The 15,613-nt window shown below is 63.3% G+C and carries 17 protein-coding genes; 13 read left to right on the top strand and 4 right to left on the bottom strand.

Features of this window, described 5'->3' with window-relative positions; translation table 11 throughout:
• Positions 1–103: 103 nt before the first annotated feature.
• A complete protein-coding gene (locus ACZK1G_RS11555; protein WP_101765486.1) occupies positions 104–1,057 on the bottom strand; it encodes an alpha/beta fold hydrolase in 954 nt (317 codons plus the stop codon).
• A gap of 168 nt (positions 1,058–1,225) precedes the next feature.
• Here ACZK1G_RS11555 and ACZK1G_RS11550 point away from each other — a divergent pair, with 168 nt between their 5' ends.
• The 11 genes from ACZK1G_RS11550 to ACZK1G_RS11500 all read left to right on the top strand — a co-directional run bounded on the left by ACZK1G_RS11550 (position 1,226) and on the right by ACZK1G_RS11500 (position 11,074).
• Positions 1,226–1,795, top strand: a complete 570-nt coding sequence (locus tag ACZK1G_RS11550) for a TetR/AcrR family transcriptional regulator (RefSeq protein WP_101765485.1) — start codon at positions 1,226–1,228, stop codon at positions 1,793–1,795.
• A gap of 61 nt (positions 1,796–1,856) precedes the next feature.
• Positions 1,857–2,333 (top strand): nuclear transport factor 2 family protein, encoded by a 477-nt coding sequence (locus ACZK1G_RS11545; RefSeq protein WP_101765484.1) that lies wholly within the window; start codon positions 1,857–1,859, stop codon positions 2,331–2,333.
• A gap of 328 nt (positions 2,334–2,661) precedes the next feature.
• On the top strand, positions 2,662–2,994 hold the full coding sequence (locus tag ACZK1G_RS11540) for a hypothetical protein (RefSeq protein WP_101765483.1): 333 nt from the start codon (positions 2,662–2,664) through the stop codon (positions 2,992–2,994).
• 367 nt (positions 2,995–3,361) lie between these two features.
• Positions 3,362–4,009: an aldehyde dehydrogenase iron-sulfur subunit PaoA gene (paoA, locus tag ACZK1G_RS11535; protein ID WP_032127303.1), complete on the top strand. Its 648-nt coding sequence runs from the start codon at positions 3,362–3,364 to the stop codon at positions 4,007–4,009.
• On the top strand, positions 4,006–4,956 hold the full coding sequence (locus ACZK1G_RS11530; RefSeq protein WP_197621871.1) for an FAD binding domain-containing protein: 951 nt from the start codon (positions 4,006–4,008) through the stop codon (positions 4,954–4,956). Before paoA ends, ACZK1G_RS11530 begins: the two co-directional genes overlap by 4 nt.
• Positions 4,956–7,160 (top strand): aldehyde oxidoreductase molybdenum-binding subunit PaoC, encoded by a 2,205-nt coding sequence (gene paoC / locus ACZK1G_RS11525; RefSeq protein WP_101765481.1) that lies wholly within the window; start codon positions 4,956–4,958, stop codon positions 7,158–7,160. Before ACZK1G_RS11530 ends, paoC begins: the two co-directional genes overlap by 1 nt.
• 9 nt (positions 7,161–7,169) lie before the next feature.
• Positions 7,170–8,231 (top strand): XdhC family protein, encoded by a 1,062-nt coding sequence (locus ACZK1G_RS11520; RefSeq protein ID WP_101765480.1) that lies wholly within the window; start codon positions 7,170–7,172, stop codon positions 8,229–8,231.
• Positions 8,207–8,833 (top strand): nucleotidyltransferase family protein, encoded by a 627-nt coding sequence (locus ACZK1G_RS11515; protein WP_101765479.1) that lies wholly within the window; start codon positions 8,207–8,209, stop codon positions 8,831–8,833. The genes ACZK1G_RS11520 and ACZK1G_RS11515 overlap by 25 nt, the downstream gene beginning before the upstream one ends.
• Positions 8,834–8,887: 54 nt before the next feature.
• Positions 8,888–9,619, top strand: coding sequence for a hypothetical protein (locus ACZK1G_RS11510; RefSeq protein ID WP_101765478.1), 732 nt, complete (start codon positions 8,888–8,890; stop codon positions 9,617–9,619).
• A gap of 198 nt (positions 9,620–9,817) precedes the next feature.
• Positions 9,818–10,273 carry an SEL1-like repeat protein gene (locus ACZK1G_RS11505; RefSeq protein WP_101765477.1) on the top strand — a complete coding sequence of 152 codons (456 nt, stop codon included), beginning with the start codon at positions 9,818–9,820 and terminating at the stop codon, positions 10,271–10,273.
• A 432-nt stretch (positions 10,274–10,705) separates the two neighbouring features.
• Positions 10,706–11,074 carry a hypothetical protein gene (locus ACZK1G_RS11500; RefSeq protein WP_158298000.1) on the top strand — a complete coding sequence of 123 codons (369 nt, stop codon included), beginning with the start codon at positions 10,706–10,708 and terminating at the stop codon, positions 11,072–11,074.
• Positions 11,075–11,102: 28 nt separating this feature from the next.
• Here the strand turns inward: ACZK1G_RS11500 and ACZK1G_RS11495 are convergent, their stop codons facing one another.
• The 3 genes from ACZK1G_RS11495 to ACZK1G_RS11485 all read right to left on the bottom strand — a co-directional run bounded on the left by ACZK1G_RS11495 (position 11,103) and on the right by ACZK1G_RS11485 (position 13,145).
• Positions 11,103–11,573, bottom strand: coding sequence for a hypothetical protein (locus ACZK1G_RS11495; RefSeq protein WP_101765475.1), 471 nt, complete (start codon positions 11,571–11,573; stop codon positions 11,103–11,105).
• On the bottom strand, positions 11,574–11,930 hold the full coding sequence (locus ACZK1G_RS11490) for a hypothetical protein (RefSeq protein ID WP_101765474.1): 357 nt from the start codon (positions 11,928–11,930) through the stop codon (positions 11,574–11,576).
• 459 nt (positions 11,931–12,389) lie between these two features.
• Complete coding sequence (locus ACZK1G_RS11485; protein ID WP_101765473.1) at positions 12,390–13,145, bottom strand: hypothetical protein; 756 nt, start codon at positions 13,143–13,145, stop codon at positions 12,390–12,392.
• Between the two features lie 414 nt (positions 13,146–13,559).
• Here ACZK1G_RS11485 and ACZK1G_RS11480 point away from each other — a divergent pair, with 414 nt between their 5' ends.
• Both ACZK1G_RS11480 and ACZK1G_RS11475 read left to right on the top strand, forming a co-directional pair.
• On the top strand, positions 13,560–14,306 hold the full coding sequence (locus ACZK1G_RS11480) for a hypothetical protein (RefSeq protein ID WP_158297999.1): 747 nt from the start codon (positions 13,560–13,562) through the stop codon (positions 14,304–14,306).
• A 650-nt stretch (positions 14,307–14,956) separates the two neighbouring features.
• Positions 14,957–15,517: a deoxycytidylate deaminase gene (locus tag ACZK1G_RS11475; RefSeq protein WP_101766404.1), complete on the top strand. Its 561-nt coding sequence runs from the start codon at positions 14,957–14,959 to the stop codon at positions 15,515–15,517.
• Positions 15,518–15,613 lie beyond the last annotated feature (96 nt).

Raw genomic sequence — 15,613 nt, 5'->3', positions numbered from 1 at the left:
CGAGCCATGCTCGGCTATCGATGTCCGGCGCCGGAAGGCCAGCATCGAGGCAGCGCCTTTCAACAGGAAACGGGCTCCGGCACATTGCCGGAGCCCCTGTTGTTTACTTTTCCTGCAGGAACGTCAGCAGATCCTGGTTGACCTTGTCCTTGTGGGTGTCGGTCAGGCCATGCGGCGCACCCGGGTACACAATCAGCCGTGCGCCCTTGATCAGCTTCGCCGACTGGCGGCCGGAGATGTCGATCGGCACGATCTGGTCGTCATCACCGTGGATCACCAGCGTCGGCACGTCGAACTTCTTCAGGTCGGCGCGGAAGTCGGTGGCCGAGAACGCGGCGATCGAATCGTAGGTGTTCTTGTGGCCACCCTGCATGCCCTGCGCCCACCATGCATCGATCAGGCCCTGCGACACCTTCGCGCCCGGGCGATTGAAGCCGTAGAAGGGGCCCGACGGGATGTCCTTGTACAGCTGTGCGCGGTTGTCCATCTGCGCCTTGCGGATACCATCGAACACTTCCATCGGCAGGCCATTGGGGTTGTCGGCGGTCTTCAGCATGAGCGGCGGCACCGAACTGATCAGTACCGCCTTCTTCACCCGGCCGGTGCCATGGCGGCCGATGTAGCGCGCCACTTCGCCGCCGCCAGTGGAGAAGCCCACCAGGGTGACATCGTGCAGGTCCAGCGTGTTGATCACCGTGGCCAGGTCATCGGCGTAGTGATCCATGTCGTTGCCATCCCACGGCTGGCTGGAACGGCCGTGGCCACGACGGTCATGGGCGATGACGCGGTAGCCGTGGTTGGCCAGGAAGATCATCTGCGATTCCCAGCTGTCCGAGTTCAACGGCCAGCCGTGGCTGAAGGTAACGACCGGGCCGTCCTTGGGGCCCCAGTCCTTGTAGTAGAGCTGCACGCCATCGGCGGTGGTGATGTAGCTGGCGGTGCGCGCGATGCTGGTGACTGCCGCCGGCGTGGCCGGTTCGGCGGCCTGCGCGGACAGGCCGGCCTGGACCGAGAGGGCGAGGGCGGCAATGGCCAGGGTGCGGGCGAAGGTGTTCATGGGGGAACTCTCATGGGTGGGTGGTGAGGCGTACTTTGCGCCAGCAATCAGGCGCCTGGGTGATGAACTGTCCGGATTTCTTGATAGATCGTCTTGCACGGTTGTGCACACACGAACCGCCAACCATTGCCCGTTGACAAGGGAGAACGCTCGTTCTACCTTGCAGCCATGCACAAGACCGGCACCGACACCGCGCAGAAGATCCTGGCCACGGCCGAGGCGCTGATCTACCAGAACGGGATCCACGCCACCGGCATGGATCTGCTGGTGAAGACCTCCGGCGTTGCCCGGAAGAGCATCTACCGTCACTTCGAAAACAAGGACCAGGTGGCCGCTGCGGCACTGAACGCGCGTGACGTGCGCTGGCTCGCCTGGTTCCAGCAGGAGTGCGACAAGGCTGACACCCCGGAAGCACGCATCCTCGGCATGTTCACCGTGCTCAAGGGCTGGTTCCAGTCCGAGGGCTATCGCGGCTGCGCCTTCATCAACACCGCAGGCGAAGTCGGCGATCCCGACGATCCGATTCGCCACATCGCAAAACATCACAAGCAGAAGCTGCTCGATTACACGCTGGAACTCACCACGCAACTGGATATCAAGCAGCCAGACGCACTGGCGCGGCAGCTGCTGGTTCTCATGGAAGGCGCCATCACCGTCTCGCGCGTGATGGGCGACTACACCGCCGCAGACACTGCAAGGGATGTTGCAAAGGTGTTGTTGGAGCAGGCCAGGCGCTGACGCCTGAGTCATCAAAACCCGTCGAAGCACCCCGTTCATCCACTTGATTGGAGGCTCCACCATGTCCATTGAAGCACCCCGTCCGCCGCTCCCCCCGTTCACCCGTGAATCGGCCATCGAGAAAGTGCGTCTTGCCGAGGATGGCTGGAACTCCCGCGATGCGGACAAGGTTTCGCTGGCCTATTCGCTGGATACCGAGTGGCGAAATCGCGCCGAGTTCACCCATGGCCGCGAGGAGGCCCGGCACTTCCTGGCCCGCAAGTGGAAAAAGGAGCTTGAGTACCGGCTGATCAAGGAGCTATGGGCCTTCACCGACAACCGTATTGCCGTGCGCTACGCCTATGAGTGGCATGACGACTCCGGCAACTGGTTCCGTTCCTATGGAAACGAGAACTGGGAATTCGGCGCCGATGGCCTGATGCAACGCCGCTTTTCGTGCATCAACGACATGCCGATCAAGGAAAGTGACCGCAGGTTCCACTGGCCGCTGGGGCGCCGCCCCGATGATCATCCGGGGCTGTCTGATCTGGGCATGTGATTCGCATTGCTTCCCGGAATGCAACATCACGTCCCCCTCCACGGGCCTACCGCAGCAACGGTGTGCTGCCTAGGCTGATCGCACACGGCACACGCCGTGTTCCTGGCCCACCGCTTGCGCAGTGGCCCGCCTTCCCATGAACCCTTCGGCCCGCTTGGCGGGCCTCTGTAGAGTCGCGCCATGCTCGACTATTGCCTGCCACCACGCCGCGCGCCTCAACCACGCCGCTAGCGTCCGCTTCCGGCCAACGGATGCACTCCTCATGTAAATCCGGCTAAGCTGCGGGGCGTCCACGCGTGGAAACGCCAGATCCCCTCAAGAGGCTGCCATGGAACCGCACTATCAGCTGCTGGCGAGCGTGCTCATGGGGGTGTTTGTCTTCCTGTTCTTTCTTGCACGTGACTACTTCAAGAGCCTCGGCTGGATGCTCGGCCCGTTCGACCCCAATCTAGGGTATCCCTCTGCTGCCAAGCTCATCTCAGCAGCCAACAAGACCATGCTCGTGATTGGGGCGCTCGTGTTGATCTGGGCCTTCATCGGGCCTTCTCCGTACCGCAGGAACTGGGAACTCGAGGCCATGGGCCTGGCCCTGGGGGCGTTGGCCTGCTATGTGCTGCTCATCCTTCTGGCCTCTACCCGCAGTCGATCCACACGGCAATGAGTCCAGCATCACGCACGGCCGTGGCAGCTCGCCCGGACCACAGCGATTGCTGACCACCGACGCGGCACCGTATCCGAGCGCCGCATGATGCAGTTCCGCAGGCCAGCCCACGGCGCGCTGTGGGCCTGTCTGGGCGGCTTTACCCGGGCATCAATACGCTGTCCACCAGGCGCACGTTTGCCAGAGGCGGCGTTGAAGATGACCGGCCAGCAGGCTCGACCGAAGATGCAGGCACACCCTGGACAGGCTTCACAGATCTGTACTACCCAGCCGGGCATAGTGCCCCTTGGGTAGTCTGAGCGCGTCCATCCAGCCACGGGGTTTCCCCGAACGCCAGGAGGTCACTGTGCCAAGTTGGGACGAAGGAATGAAGTTGACGCGTCGCCAGGTGATCGCCGGCGGCGCCACGACCATGGCGATGTCCGCCGCACCGGGGGCGTCATCGCTCGCCGCCGAACTGGCGGCGTCCCCGCCGCCCAGGCCGCCGGTCATCAGCACGGTGGCGTTGACCGTCAACGGCACGCATCGTGAGCTCGAGCTGGACACCCGCACGACGCTGCTCGACGCCCTGCGCGAACATCTGAAACTGACCGGCACCAAGAAGGGCTGCGACCACGGTCAGTGCGGCGCCTGTACCGTGCTGGTCAACGGTGAACGCATCAATGCGTGCCTCAGCCTGGCGGTGCAGCACCAGGGCGATGCCATCACCACCATCGAAGGCCTCGGAACCCCTGATGACCTGCATCCGATGCAGGCCGCCTTCATCAAGCATGACGGTTACCAGTGCGGGTATTGCACGCCGGGGCAGATCTGTTCGGCCGTGGCGGTACTGGACGAGATCAAGCGCGGTGTCCCCAGCCATGCGCAGGCCGATGTCAGCGCACGGCCGCAGGCCACCAACATGGAAATGCGCGAACGCATGAGCGGCAACCTCTGCCGCTGCGGCGCGTATTCCAACATTGCCGAGGCGATGCAAGAGGTCGCTGGCGCGGCCTCTGGAAGGGGGCGCTCATGAAGGTCTTCAGTTACGAGCGCGCGAAGTCTCCTGCCGAGGCCGCCAGGGCCGTCGCCGGCACCGAGGGCGCGAAGTTCCTGGCGGGAGGAACCAACCTGCTCGACCTGATGAAGCTGGAGGTCGAGACGCCCGCGCACCTGGTCGACGTGCAGGACATCGGCCTGGACAGGATCGAACCCACGGACGACGGCGGCCTGCGCATCGGCACGCTGGTCACCAATACCGCGCTGGCCTCGCATGAGCGCGTGCGCCGCGACTACGGTGTGCTGACCCGCGCGATCGTGGCAGGCGCGTCCGGGCAGCTGCGCAACAAGGCCACCACCGGCGGCAACCTGCTGCAGCGCACGCGCTGCCCGTACTTCTACGACCCCCATCTGCCCTGCAACAAGCGCCTGCCCGGATCAGGCTGCGGCGCGCTCGAGGGGTTCTCCCGGCAGATGGGCGTGATCGGCACCTCGGACAGCTGCATCGCGACCTATCCGGGCGACATGGCGGTGGCCTTGCGTGTGCTGGACGCCTCGATCCAGACCATCAAGGGCGATGGCAGCACGCGCAGCATTCCGATTGCCGAGTTCCATCGTTCCCCCGGCGACACGCCGCAGCAGGACAATGTGCTGCAGCGCGGTGAGCTGATCACCCACGTCACGCTGCCGGAACCGCTAGGCGGCCGGCACGTGTACCAGAAGGTGCGTGACCGCGCGTCCTATGCGTTCGCACTGGTGTCGGTCGCCGCGGTCGTGCAGCGTGACGGCTCGGCGCGGTTCGCGTTCGGCGGGGTCGCGCCGAAGCCGTGGCGCATCGAGGCAGCCGAACCGGTGCTGCGCGAGGGCGTGAAGGCCGCGACCCGGCAGGTGTTCGCCGGTGCCCGTCCAACGCAGGAGAACGCGTTCAAGATCGCGCTCGCCGAGCGCACGCTCTCAGCCGTCCTGGCCGAAGGAGAGCGCTGATGCCCCTCGAATTCAACGCCCCCGCCGGCGACAACCTGTTCGACAAGGCCAAGGTGGTCGGCAAGTCGACGCCGCGCATCGATGGCCCACGCAAGACCACTGGCACCGCCCCCTATGCCTACGAGCGCCATGACGTCGCGCCGAATCAGGTCTACGGCTACATCGTCGGCGCGGGCATCGGCAAGGGGCGCATCATCTCGATGGATGTCTCCCGCGCACGTGCCGCCCCCGGCGTGCTGGCGGTCATCACCGCACCGGAAACCAAGCCGGTCGGCAAGTCGAACTGGAACAACGCGCCACTGTTCGGCGGGCCCGAGGTCGCCCATTACCACCAGGCCATTGCCTGCGTGGTGGCCGAGACCTTCGAGCAGGCCCGCGCCGCTGCGGCGTTGATCCGCACCCGTTACGAGCGCGGCAAGGGGCGCTTCGATTTCCCAGCGCTCGCGCCGTCCGCGCCGCTGGCCAAGGGGCGCGGTGGCAAGCCCGACCGGCAGACGCTGGGTGATTTCGACAGCGCTTACGCGAGCGCGGCGGTCAAGCTCGACGAGACCTACCACACAGCCGACGAAAGTCATTCGATGATGGAGCCGCACGCCACCATCGCCGCTTGGGAAGGCGACACGCTCACCCTGTGGACCTCGAACCAGATGATCGACTGGGCCAGGCAGGGCATGGCCGCGATCCTCGGCATCGATGCTGGCAATGTGCGCGTGGACTCGCCCTATATCGGCGGCGGCTTCGGCGGCAAGCTGTTCATCCGCGCCGATGCAGTGCTAGCCGCGCTGGCCGCCAAGCAGGTCGGGCGGCCGGTGAAGATCGCGCTGCAACGCCCGTTGATGCCCAACAACACCACGCACCGGCACGCGACCATCCAACGCGTCCGGATCGGTTGCGCGAAGGACGGCAGGATCTCCGCCATCGCCCATGAGAACTGGTCGGGCAACATCAACGGCGAGGACGGCGAGAACGGCACCCTGCAGACGCCCAAGCTCTATGCAGGCGCCAACCGCCTGGTGGCCAACTACATCGCCACGCTCGACATGCCCGAAGGCAATGCGATGCGCGCGCCGGGCGAAGCGCCGGGCCACATGGCGCTGGAAGTGGCGATGGACGAAATGGCCGAGAAGCTGGGCCTCGACCCGATCGCGTTCCGCATCCTCAACGAGCCCGAGGTCGTACCCGGCGATCCGAGCAAGAAGTTCTCCGACCGCAACCTGGTCCGCTGCCTGCGCGAGGGCGCGGAACGCTTCAACTGGAACAAGCGCAACGCCAAGCCGGCGCAGGTACGGGACGGGCACTGGCTGGTCGGCATGGGCGTGTCCGCAGGTTATCGCGGCGCACCCACGATGAAGTCGGCGGCGCGGGTCCGGCTTGACGGCCAGGGTGGGGTGATCGTGGAAACCGACATGACCGACATCGGCACCGGCTCTTACACGATCATCGCGCAGACGGCGGCCGAGACCATGGGCGTGCCGCTGGACCGGGTCCAGGTCACCCTCGGCGACTCGCGTCATCCCGCCTCCGCCGGTTCCGGCGGCCAGTGGGGCGCGGCAAGCTCCACCGCAGGCGTGTACGCGGCGTGCGTCAGCCTGCGCCGCAAGGTGGGCGAGAAACTGGGCTTCGACGGCGACACCGCAAACTTCGCCAATGGCCGTATCCAGGCGGGTGGACGGACCATCGAGCTGGCCGAAGCGGGGACACTGTCGGCAGAGGACGGCATTGCCTTCGGCAAGTTCAAGCAGGGCTACGACGTCGGCACCTATGCAGCGCATTTCTGCGAGGTCGCCGTGCATGCCTACACGGGAGAGACGCGCATCCGCAGGATGCTTGCCGTATGCGATGGCGGCCGGATCCTCAACCCGCTGTCCGCACGCAGCCAGGTCATCGGCGGCATGGTGATGGGTGCGGGTGCGACCCTGATGGAGGAGCTGGTGGTCGACAAACGGCTTGGTTTGTTCGTCAACCACGACCTTGCGGGTTACGAGGTTCCCGTACACGCCGATATTCCACACCAGCAGGTGGTCTTCCTCGACACGCTGGATCCGGTGATCTCGCCAATGAAGGCCAAGGGCGTGGGTGAGCTGGGCATCTGCGGGGTCGGCGCCGCGATCGCCAATGCGGTCTACAACGCCACCGGCGTGCGCGTGCGCAACTATCCCATCACCCTGGACAAGCTGTTGCCCGGCTTGCCCGACGTAGGCTGACCGTTGCGCATGGACCGACCCGTGGCCTCACCCGCCTTGGAGGCCTCTGCGGCACAGGGAGTGGAGCCCAGGCAGGCTGCCGGGCACCTGTCCGCGGCGCCGGGCTTCCTCACCGAAGGAAGCCCGCGCGGCGTGCTCGAGACGGCCTTGACGCGCGTGCGCGCGGGGGAGCACGCCGTGCTCGCGCTGGTGCTGGAAACCGATGGCTCCACCTACGCCGGTGCCGGTGACATGGTGCTGTTCTGCAACGGCAGCCAGGTCGGCTGGCTCAGCGGCGGATGCCTGGAGCCCGAGCTCGCGCGCCGCGCGGAGCAGGTGAGCGCGGCAGGGCAGGTCGACTGGATCGAGATCGACACCCGCAGTGACGATGACCTGTTGAGTGGGTCCGCGCTCGGCTGCCGCGGCCGGCTTCGGATTGCGCTCCTGCCATTGCGTGCCATGTCCGGCATCGACGCCGTGATCGAGGCATGGCTCCGCGAGGGGGTGCCACTCCAGCGCGACCTTCGCACCTCGGGGCAGATCGTCTTCCGCGCCGGCAATCGCGAGCAGGCATGGCAGCTGCATCCGATGGACGGGGCGCAGCCCTTTGGAGAAGCAGCGTGGCGTTTGCCGTTGCCCCGGCTTCCGCGGGCCCTGCTGTTCGGGGGCGGTCCCGAAACGCCCTTCCTGGTTCCGTTGCTGCGGGGCCTGGGGTGGCGGGTCAGCGTGGCCGAACGACGAGCGCGCTGGTCCTCAGCAGGGCAGGGCGCGGATGCACAGCTCCAGGTGAGCCCGGCCGAGGCCCTCCATGCCGCCCCGTGCGACGCGGTGCTGGTGATGCACCACGACTTCGAGCTGGACCGCGAGGCGCTGGTGGCCCTGGCCGATACCGAGGTTGCCTTCATTGGACTTCTGGGTCCGCGGCGAAGGCGTGAGGATCTGTTCAAACTGCTGACACAGGATCAGCGCAACCGCCTGTCTTCCAGGCTTCGATCACCGGTCGGCCTCAACATCGGCGGGCGGGGGCCGGAGGCGATTTCGCTCAGCATTACCGCGCAGCTGCAGCAATGGCGAAGCACCGCCGGCACGTGACGGCCGCGCATGCGGTCGTCGTGCTTGCTGCGGGCGGCAGCACCCGGCTTGGCCAGCCCAAGCAGCTTCTGACCCGGCAGGGCGAGACCCTGGTGCATCGCGTGGTGCGGCTGGCGCTGGAGCTCGTGCCAGCGCAGGTGTTGGTGGTGGTGGGCGGGAACGCACAGGCCGTGACATCCAGTATTTCCGGACTGGATGCGACTCCGGTAACCAACCACCACTGGGAAAACGGCCTGGCCAGCAGCCTGCAGGTTGCCGGCACACACCTGCTGCCCGCGGTGGCGGCCGTGATGGTTGTGGCATGCGACCAGCCCGCGATCGAGCACGCCCATCTGCAGGCGTTGCTTTTGGGTGCCCGCGCTTCGAAGTCAGGGTGCGCTGGCACCCGTCATGGAGACGCGCTTGGCATTCCTGCAGTAGTGCCGCGTGCATGGTTCAATCAGGTGGGTGCAAGCGGTGACCGCGGCTTCGGAGCGCGCTTGAGGCAGCTTCCCATCGATGCCGTGCATGCCCTTCAAGCGCCGGAGCTGGGCCTGGATATCGACACGCCAGAAGATCTCGTGCGCGCGCGCCTTGCGGGCTGGATCGATGCCGGGAGGTGAGTCGTCGGCTACGATGGTGGCGCCGGCATCTGCGCCGGCGGGCAGGGGGACGCAATGGATATGCAGGCAGAGGGCGGATTCGATTCGCCAGACAGGACGAAGCAACAGGAACTGACCTTCCACTGGCTCTACCAGCGGGTGCAAGGGCTGGTTGAACATAGCATCTACCGTAAGGCGGGCAGGGTGGAGACCTGGTCGTTTCGCATCGGCATGGGTGCGGCGATCATCGGCATACTTACTGCTCAGCTTCCGGATCGATGGTTGCCTATTGGCGCAGTACTCCAGGTGGTTATTGCCTGCCTGGCAATCGAAATCGGGGGCTTCATTGTTGGGGGCGCCCTGGCGGCCCGCAGAGGCATCCGCCAATTCAGTCAGCCACGGCTGTCGCACGCCAAGGAGATGGACGGCGACTTCGCCCACTGGCAAGCGGTGGTTACCGAGCTTCGCCGTTTCCCTCGCATTGAGCGCGAGCGCCGCCTCAAGTATGTCAGTCAGCTGCGCAACAACATGATCGAGCGCATGGGCCTGATGTACGGCGGTCTGCAACGCCTTGGGCCATTCCCGCTGCTCATTGCATTTTATTTGCAGTTCCGGGGATGGAAATGGGGCGACTGGGCAGGCGCCTTCGACGTCAGTCTGGTCGGCGGATTGTTGATCCTCGCCATGGTGCTTCTGTACCTGTTGGGCTGGATGCTGATCAGCATGCGCATCCGCCTGGACACCTACGTCGCCTTGCTCGAAGGCTCCAACCACGAACCTGAGCCGCCGCAGCCCGCGCCTCTGTAGAGTCGAGCAATGCTCGACTACCGCACACCACATCGCGCCCCATCAGACACATCGCAAGCGAGAACCCGCACCCCCTTCTTCAAGACAAGCTCCGGGCATCCAGATCAAGGGAACTGCGGAAAAAACACCCCCATGGGGAAAGCACAACAGCAATCTTGAGGAACAGGTGGATTTCATGAGCAAGGGCGGCGCCATCAGATGACCATATTCAGGGCAACCGGTCTTCTCCTATGCTTGGCAGGCACAGGGTTGGCTAATGCGCAGGCGCCCCCTCAACCGGACAGGCCGATTGTTGAGCTTGACGGGTCGATCGCAACGGATAATGGCGCAGAGCTTGATGACAAGCAGCTACTTACGTTGATTGGGCGCGCAGATGCAGGCGAAGCTGAGGCGGCGTTTCGAATTTCACGCCACTTTGAGGGCAAAGGCATGGCCGGCAGCTCCCATATGTGGCTTGTCTATGCCGCAGCGCTGGGGCACCCGATTGCACAGTACAACGTGTTCTTCATGTTGAGGGACAAACAGGACTGTGAGTCATCCAATGAAGCATACGCATGGCTCAAGAGTGCCGCGCTGAAGGGAGTGAAGGTCGCGGATTCCGAGCTAGAGCAAGCGGCTCGCATGACGGCTCAGCGATGTGCCAAAAAGCGATAGGAAGAGAGAGACCAGCTACCTACGAGGGATGGGAGCATGGCGACTCAGTCAAGCTCGACGTAATTGGGTTGCAGGCGGGAAAAGGGTCCGGTGTTCTTGAGATGAGTAGATACAAAAGATTTCTTCGGGCTTACTACATCATGTTCTTCTGGGCACTCAGGCTGGTGGCCTGCCTCGGGGCTGCCGTGAATTCAGTACTCCTTGCTTTCGTGCTGATTGATCTCGCTAATGGTGGCCGAGACTATGGGTTTGCGGGCTTGGCGTTTGTGGCTTTCTCTCTTTGCATGGCATTTGCCATGTGGAAAGTCGGGTCTGTCGGCCTGCTTCGTCTCCGGCAAGCGAAGGCATCATAGGTCTTGCCAGATCGTACGGTGCTGGAACGCAATCTACCGGCAGGGCCACATCATGCAGCTACGGAGGAAGGGACATAACATGAACGGATTGATTCGAAAGTGCTGTGGCCTGGCTGTGGCGGTCGGGCTCGGAGTGGCGCTGTTCCCGCCTGTCGTGCTTGGGTCGGGAGCAATTCAGACCTCAGAGTCGACTGTGATTTCTGCCTTCTCCAGGGTTTATCAGGACTTTGGCCGGAGGCTGAAGGCACAAGCACATGGCACTACTGGGCTGGATCGCCACTTGGCGGATATTGATAACTACAAGGCAATCATCTACCTGGAGGGTTCAAGTGTGGTTGTGCAGCTCATGCCACTTCCCTATGGCGGCTCCAATATTCGCGGAGGAGGCGGGAAGTACATCGTCGAGGGCGGTCCCGATGGCGGAATGACTTTCGAGCCTTACCGCTAGCCGAGGAGGAGGGTCGAGCCATGCTCGACTACTGCCTGCCACACCGCACTCCATCAGGCACCTCGCCAGCGAACATCTGCAGCACCCGATCCAACAGAACAGGCTCCGGCACGCCAGCCAGCACCTGCTCCAAGTGGCCCAACGGCTGCAGCTGCCATTGAAGCAACGTACGAAGCTGCAGAACGGCGGGCGCCCGCTGCTCCGCGTCCAGTGAGACCTGCAACAGCAGATGTTGCGAGCGCCTCTCCAGCCACAGCACTGGCATGCCTCGGCAATGAACCTGGAACTCGGCATCTCGATGCCGCTCAACAAACTGGAAGCCCTGTCGTGGCCGAGACTCCACGAACTGCATCGCTTGGCGGCGCAGTTGTGAGAATCGATCGTCGTTGATGCTTTGGAACCCGACAGGCGCGGGAACCGGTCGCGCGGACCACTGCGCCTGTGCCGCAACCACCGCCACGAGACAGAGCGCGGTGGCCGCCCAGGAATACCGCGCCACTCAGCCGTCCGGGCGTACCCGTGTGCTGGCGTGTGCTACGAGGCCCAGCCCCGCCATGATCAGCCCCTCCATGACGCGCGGGCCGACGTATTGCTCCAGCTCGCCGTTCTCTCGGGCGCGTTGTGCAGCCAACAGGATTTCCAGCACCACGCGAAGGCCGGCCAGCGAGCAATCGGTGTCCGCCAGGGCGATGCGTCGGCCGGGCATCTGATGGCGCTCAGGCCAAGGCTGGCCGTCGGAGGCGACGCCGGCGCCGATGCTGTGCAGCAGGGCGATGAGCGTGTTCGGATCCAACGCGGAGCCATTGGCGGGCGCGTCATGGATCGGGTGCGGGGCAGGGGAGTGGGGCTGGGTCATGGCTGGGCTCCTTGCATGCATGCGGAAGCCGCCACCGATAAAGGTGGCGGACGATGCGTGGCTCGAAATCCGGTACGCGACTAGGCCCGGTGGGCACAAGGCCCCCACGCACCGCCCGCCATAGCCGGCCGACGGATTGCCAGCCGGCACCACAAGGCGTGGTGCCGGCTGGCAAGCGCAAACTACAGTCGCGTTACCGGGATTTCGAGCCCCGGCCACCGATGTATTGGTGGCACGAAAAGGAATACGCGCGGTCGTCCGTGATGCCAATGCAGTAATGCCGATGCCGACACCACTTTCAACATTTTCAGAATCGTTGCATGCGGCGCAATGAGTCTGAAGCCTTGTGCTGTAAGGCTGTCGGCGATGTCGGTGGTACAGGCCTGCGGGCTGTCGGCATCCGCCCGACGGAGCCATGAGCGAGGCGGATGCGACAGGACTACCAAAGGCTGGCAGGCGTCAGTAGCCCTTCAACGCGACCTTGGTCCGCTCCAGCCACGCGGCATTGTGGCTGCGCGCATGGCGCGACCAATGCTGGGCATCGTCGATGATGCTGGCGAACAGGCTGCGGGCTTGCTCACGATCGTCGGGCTGCGGCTGCGCCATCAGCCACTCGGCGTAGAGGCAGCGGGCGGCCGCATCGTTTCCGCATTCCACGGCGCGCTCGAATGCGGCGCGAGTGCCAGGCGACTGGGTGGCGGCCAATGCCTGCGCATAGAGGAGGGTCTGTTCTGGCTTGCGGCGCACGTCCGGATGGCGGGCGAACAGGCCGTCCAGCGTCTCCACCGCAAGCGCGGGCTGCCCGGAATCCAGGCGGGCACGCGCCAGACCAGTAAGGATGTAGGGGTCGTCACCCAGTGGAGAGCTTGCGGCCTGCTCAAGCAGAGTTCTGGATTCCTCCGCTTGGCCGGCATCCAGCAGCGTCATGCCCAGGCGAACACGGTTCTGCACGGTAGGCGTGCGCGCCAGTTCGGCGCGAGCATTGCGCAGGTCCTGGCCCGGGTCCATGAGCTGCTTGGCGGAGCGGACGACCTGCCGGGCGCCGCGCGAGTGACGGACTTCCGGGAAGTAGATCGCCAGGAAGTAGACAACGCTGCCGAGCAGCGGGAACGAGAAGAGCAGGATGAGCCAATAGAGGCTTTGGCCCGAGCGGATGGCGTGCACCGCGAAGTAGATGGCCGCCAGTACGTGGAGTCCGATTCCGATATAGGGCATGTGTGCCGCCTCGTCCTTGTGAGGGTTGGCACTATAGTGGGGGAGGGGTGGGTCGCCAATGGGCGGGGCGATCGAGCGTGACGCGTCACGCTAATAGGATGGGTTCTGCAGGGCGGAGTGCTGCGTGCGATTATGTGGCGCGGATGAGTGGGTTCATAGCTAGCAGGGTTGATCAGAGTTGCCTGATGGCAGGCGCCACAACGCGCGGCCGCCGGGACCATTTCGAATCGGCTACGACGCCTTAGAAGGCGTAGCAATTGTCTTGCATTCGCTTCTGGGACTCAAACAAGGGCTTTGCCTGCCGATACCCTGTCAGGGCCGCACTTGACGAAGTGGGCGATTGCGCGTGCCCCACGGCGCTTAACTCGCACGTCAGTGGCCGCTGCATCAGAGAGGGCGTGGAAGGAGGATCGCATGCAACTTTACAAAACAAGAGCTGCCATTCGGCTTGCCGAGCGAGCTGTGATTGGACGGACTTGGCTCTGGGAAGAGGATGGAGTGCCACCGGATGGTCGATTGATAGCGCTCGTCGAAGAGCTTCTGGTCGCGCCGTGGCTTGTCCAGGCAGGCCTCAAGGTAATCTGGCAGCGACTTGTCTGGATGGCCGTCCTGACTTCGATCGTCGCATGCGCGTTTTGGTTCATTGAACCGAGTTTTCGTCAGGAAATGGTAGTTGCGTCGTTCATTGTTGGCGCAACATGTGTCTACTTCGGCCTGCCAAGCAGAACCATTTTCTCTGGATTGTCAGCTAAGTCGGTTGCCAGTCTGACAAAGCAGCTAAACAGCCTAAGCGAGTCGTCAGCCGAGTTGGATGGGCTTGAAAGAGGTGTGCAACTAATAAAGGTTCAATCCGTAGACAGGCTGGGCCGTTTCAATGTCTTCGCCGGAATTCTCTGGGCGGCGTTCTTTTGGTTCGTTGGATCACGACTTCTATCCCCCAGTGTAAGCACTGAGGTATTCCGGGAAAGCGCAGTCCCGGTAGTGTTCGGTGGTGCAGCTTTTTTCGCTCTTATGAGCGTGTCGGCCGCATATGCAGTAGCCGTGCGAATTGTATTTCTTGCCTTAGACTTTGCACTTCTGGATGCAAAAGCCAACATTGCCGCCACTTCACCTGCAATCTCCAGGCCTGGGATGTCGGATGCACCGGGAAGCGGGTTGTAGAGTCCCTTGCGCCGCAGGATGTCAGGGCCATTCACCCAGCAGCTTATATCCTGATGAGGACCTCATTTGTCTTGGTCAAAAAGGATAAGGCGGGTCTTTGGACCGAGTACTTCGGCCGCACGGCTGGATGATCTCAATAGCGACCATCTCAGTGGGACGATCACGACCTTGAATCGGGGTATTCATTGCACGCTCCCTTGAGGTGCATGCTGTCTGTCGGATCTGCGCTCAGCAGGTCTACGGGTTAAGACTCGGATGCAGCAGATCTGAGCGTCGAGCCAGCTCTAAGGTTGAAGCATTGTTTAAGGTCAATAGCATGGCGGGAGGATCGTTCAGATAGGTTCGTGCCGCCGGACCTGGCTTGGCATTGCTCCCGCATGACCCATGGGTTAGCGGTGTTTATCCGGGGCGGGGGAGGGCAGCTTTTGACCCAAAGCGGACTTCGACGTCGGTAATGTCGGCCTCCTTGCCCTGGTTACACGTCAGCTTGTCAGCCGGACGCAGTCGACCTAAGATCGAACCGTATCAAGGGGATAGCCCGCCGCATGGTGCGCTGCGGATAAATTGTATAGCTGGATCCCGGGGTCCGGTTACTGGGTGGCTAGAGCCAATACACACAAGGAGGAGTCGTGGATAAGCACTCGTACTACATGACCATCGCAATCGCGGTTCGTGAGAATGCCAACTGCCTTGGGCGAAAAGTGGGGGCGGTAATAGTCCGAGACGACAGAATCGTGTCCACCGGCTATAACGGCACCCCAGAAGGAATTAAGAATTGCTGCGATGGCGGCTGTGTTCGGTGCAAGGATCGAGAAACCTACCAAGCGAGCGTCGGCTATGACGTGTGCATCTGCGTTCATGCTGAGCAGAATGCTATCGTCTCCGCTGCTCGTTTCGGCAACGGCGTTGAAGGCGCCACCGTTTACTCGACCCTTCGGCCTTGCTTTGACTGCACGAAGGCAATGGTCCAAGCGAAAATCAAGGCTATCTACTACCTGCATGACTGGCAGCACCCAATAGCTGCGCTCAGAGAGCAGTACAACGTGCTCCAATCAAAGGGTTTTGATAACCGCGTCCACAAACTGGACATTGAAGATCCAAGAGCTGACTGGGCAAACAATAGACAGCCTGCAGCGTCAGTGGCGGTCAAACCTAAAGCAAAGGCGCCCCCGCGAAGATCCGCTGTCGCAAAGAAGCCAAAGCGCAAGTGAGCTTCCTGGGGTTGGGTCTAACATTCGTTCAAGCTGATGCCGCTTCGCGGCGCGGGCTAACTCAGGTGAGCTGTGTGAAAAGCTCACAAGCATCTA

The sequence above is a fragment of the Stenotrophomonas sp. 109824_Sma genome (genome assembly GCF_056480025.1).
The sequence above is the reverse complement of the archived record's forward strand: the minus strand, read 5'-3'. Positions and strand labels throughout refer to the sequence as shown.

What these genes read in the sequence shown, in the direction of transcription:
- ACZK1G_RS11555 (WP_101765486.1), bottom strand. Translation starts at nt 1,057, where the DNA reads ATGAACACCTTCGCCCGCACCCTGGCCATTGCCGCCCTCGCCCTCTCG.
- ACZK1G_RS11550 (WP_101765485.1), top strand. Translation starts at nt 1,226, where the DNA reads ATGCACAAGACCGGCACCGACACCGCGCAGAAGATCCTGGCCACGGCC.
- ACZK1G_RS11545 (WP_101765484.1), top strand. Translation starts at nt 1,857, where the DNA reads ATGTCCATTGAAGCACCCCGTCCGCCGCTCCCCCCGTTCACCCGTGAA.
- ACZK1G_RS11540 (WP_101765483.1), top strand. Translation starts at nt 2,662, where the DNA reads ATGGAACCGCACTATCAGCTGCTGGCGAGCGTGCTCATGGGGGTGTTT.
- paoA (WP_032127303.1), top strand. Translation starts at nt 3,362, where the DNA reads ATGAAGTTGACGCGTCGCCAGGTGATCGCCGGCGGCGCCACGACCATG.
- ACZK1G_RS11530 (WP_197621871.1), top strand. Translation starts at nt 4,006, where the DNA reads ATGAAGGTCTTCAGTTACGAGCGCGCGAAGTCTCCTGCCGAGGCCGCC.
- paoC (WP_101765481.1), top strand. Translation starts at nt 4,956, where the DNA reads ATGCCCCTCGAATTCAACGCCCCCGCCGGCGACAACCTGTTCGACAAG.
- ACZK1G_RS11520 (WP_101765480.1), top strand. Translation starts at nt 7,170, where the DNA reads ATGGACCGACCCGTGGCCTCACCCGCCTTGGAGGCCTCTGCGGCACAG.
- ACZK1G_RS11515 (WP_101765479.1), top strand. Translation starts at nt 8,207, where the DNA reads ATGGCGAAGCACCGCCGGCACGTGACGGCCGCGCATGCGGTCGTCGTG.
- ACZK1G_RS11510 (WP_101765478.1), top strand. Translation starts at nt 8,888, where the DNA reads ATGGATATGCAGGCAGAGGGCGGATTCGATTCGCCAGACAGGACGAAG.
- ACZK1G_RS11505 (WP_101765477.1), top strand. Translation starts at nt 9,818, where the DNA reads ATGACCATATTCAGGGCAACCGGTCTTCTCCTATGCTTGGCAGGCACA.
- ACZK1G_RS11500 (WP_158298000.1), top strand. Translation starts at nt 10,706, where the DNA reads ATGAACGGATTGATTCGAAAGTGCTGTGGCCTGGCTGTGGCGGTCGGG.
- ACZK1G_RS11490 (WP_101765474.1), bottom strand. Translation starts at nt 11,930, where the DNA reads ATGACCCAGCCCCACTCCCCTGCCCCGCACCCGATCCATGACGCGCCC.
- ACZK1G_RS11485 (WP_101765473.1), bottom strand. Translation starts at nt 13,145, where the DNA reads ATGCCCTATATCGGAATCGGACTCCACGTACTGGCGGCCATCTACTTC.
- ACZK1G_RS11480 (WP_158297999.1), top strand. Translation starts at nt 13,560, where the DNA reads ATGCAACTTTACAAAACAAGAGCTGCCATTCGGCTTGCCGAGCGAGCT.
- ACZK1G_RS11475 (WP_101766404.1), top strand. Translation starts at nt 14,957, where the DNA reads ATGACCATCGCAATCGCGGTTCGTGAGAATGCCAACTGCCTTGGGCGA.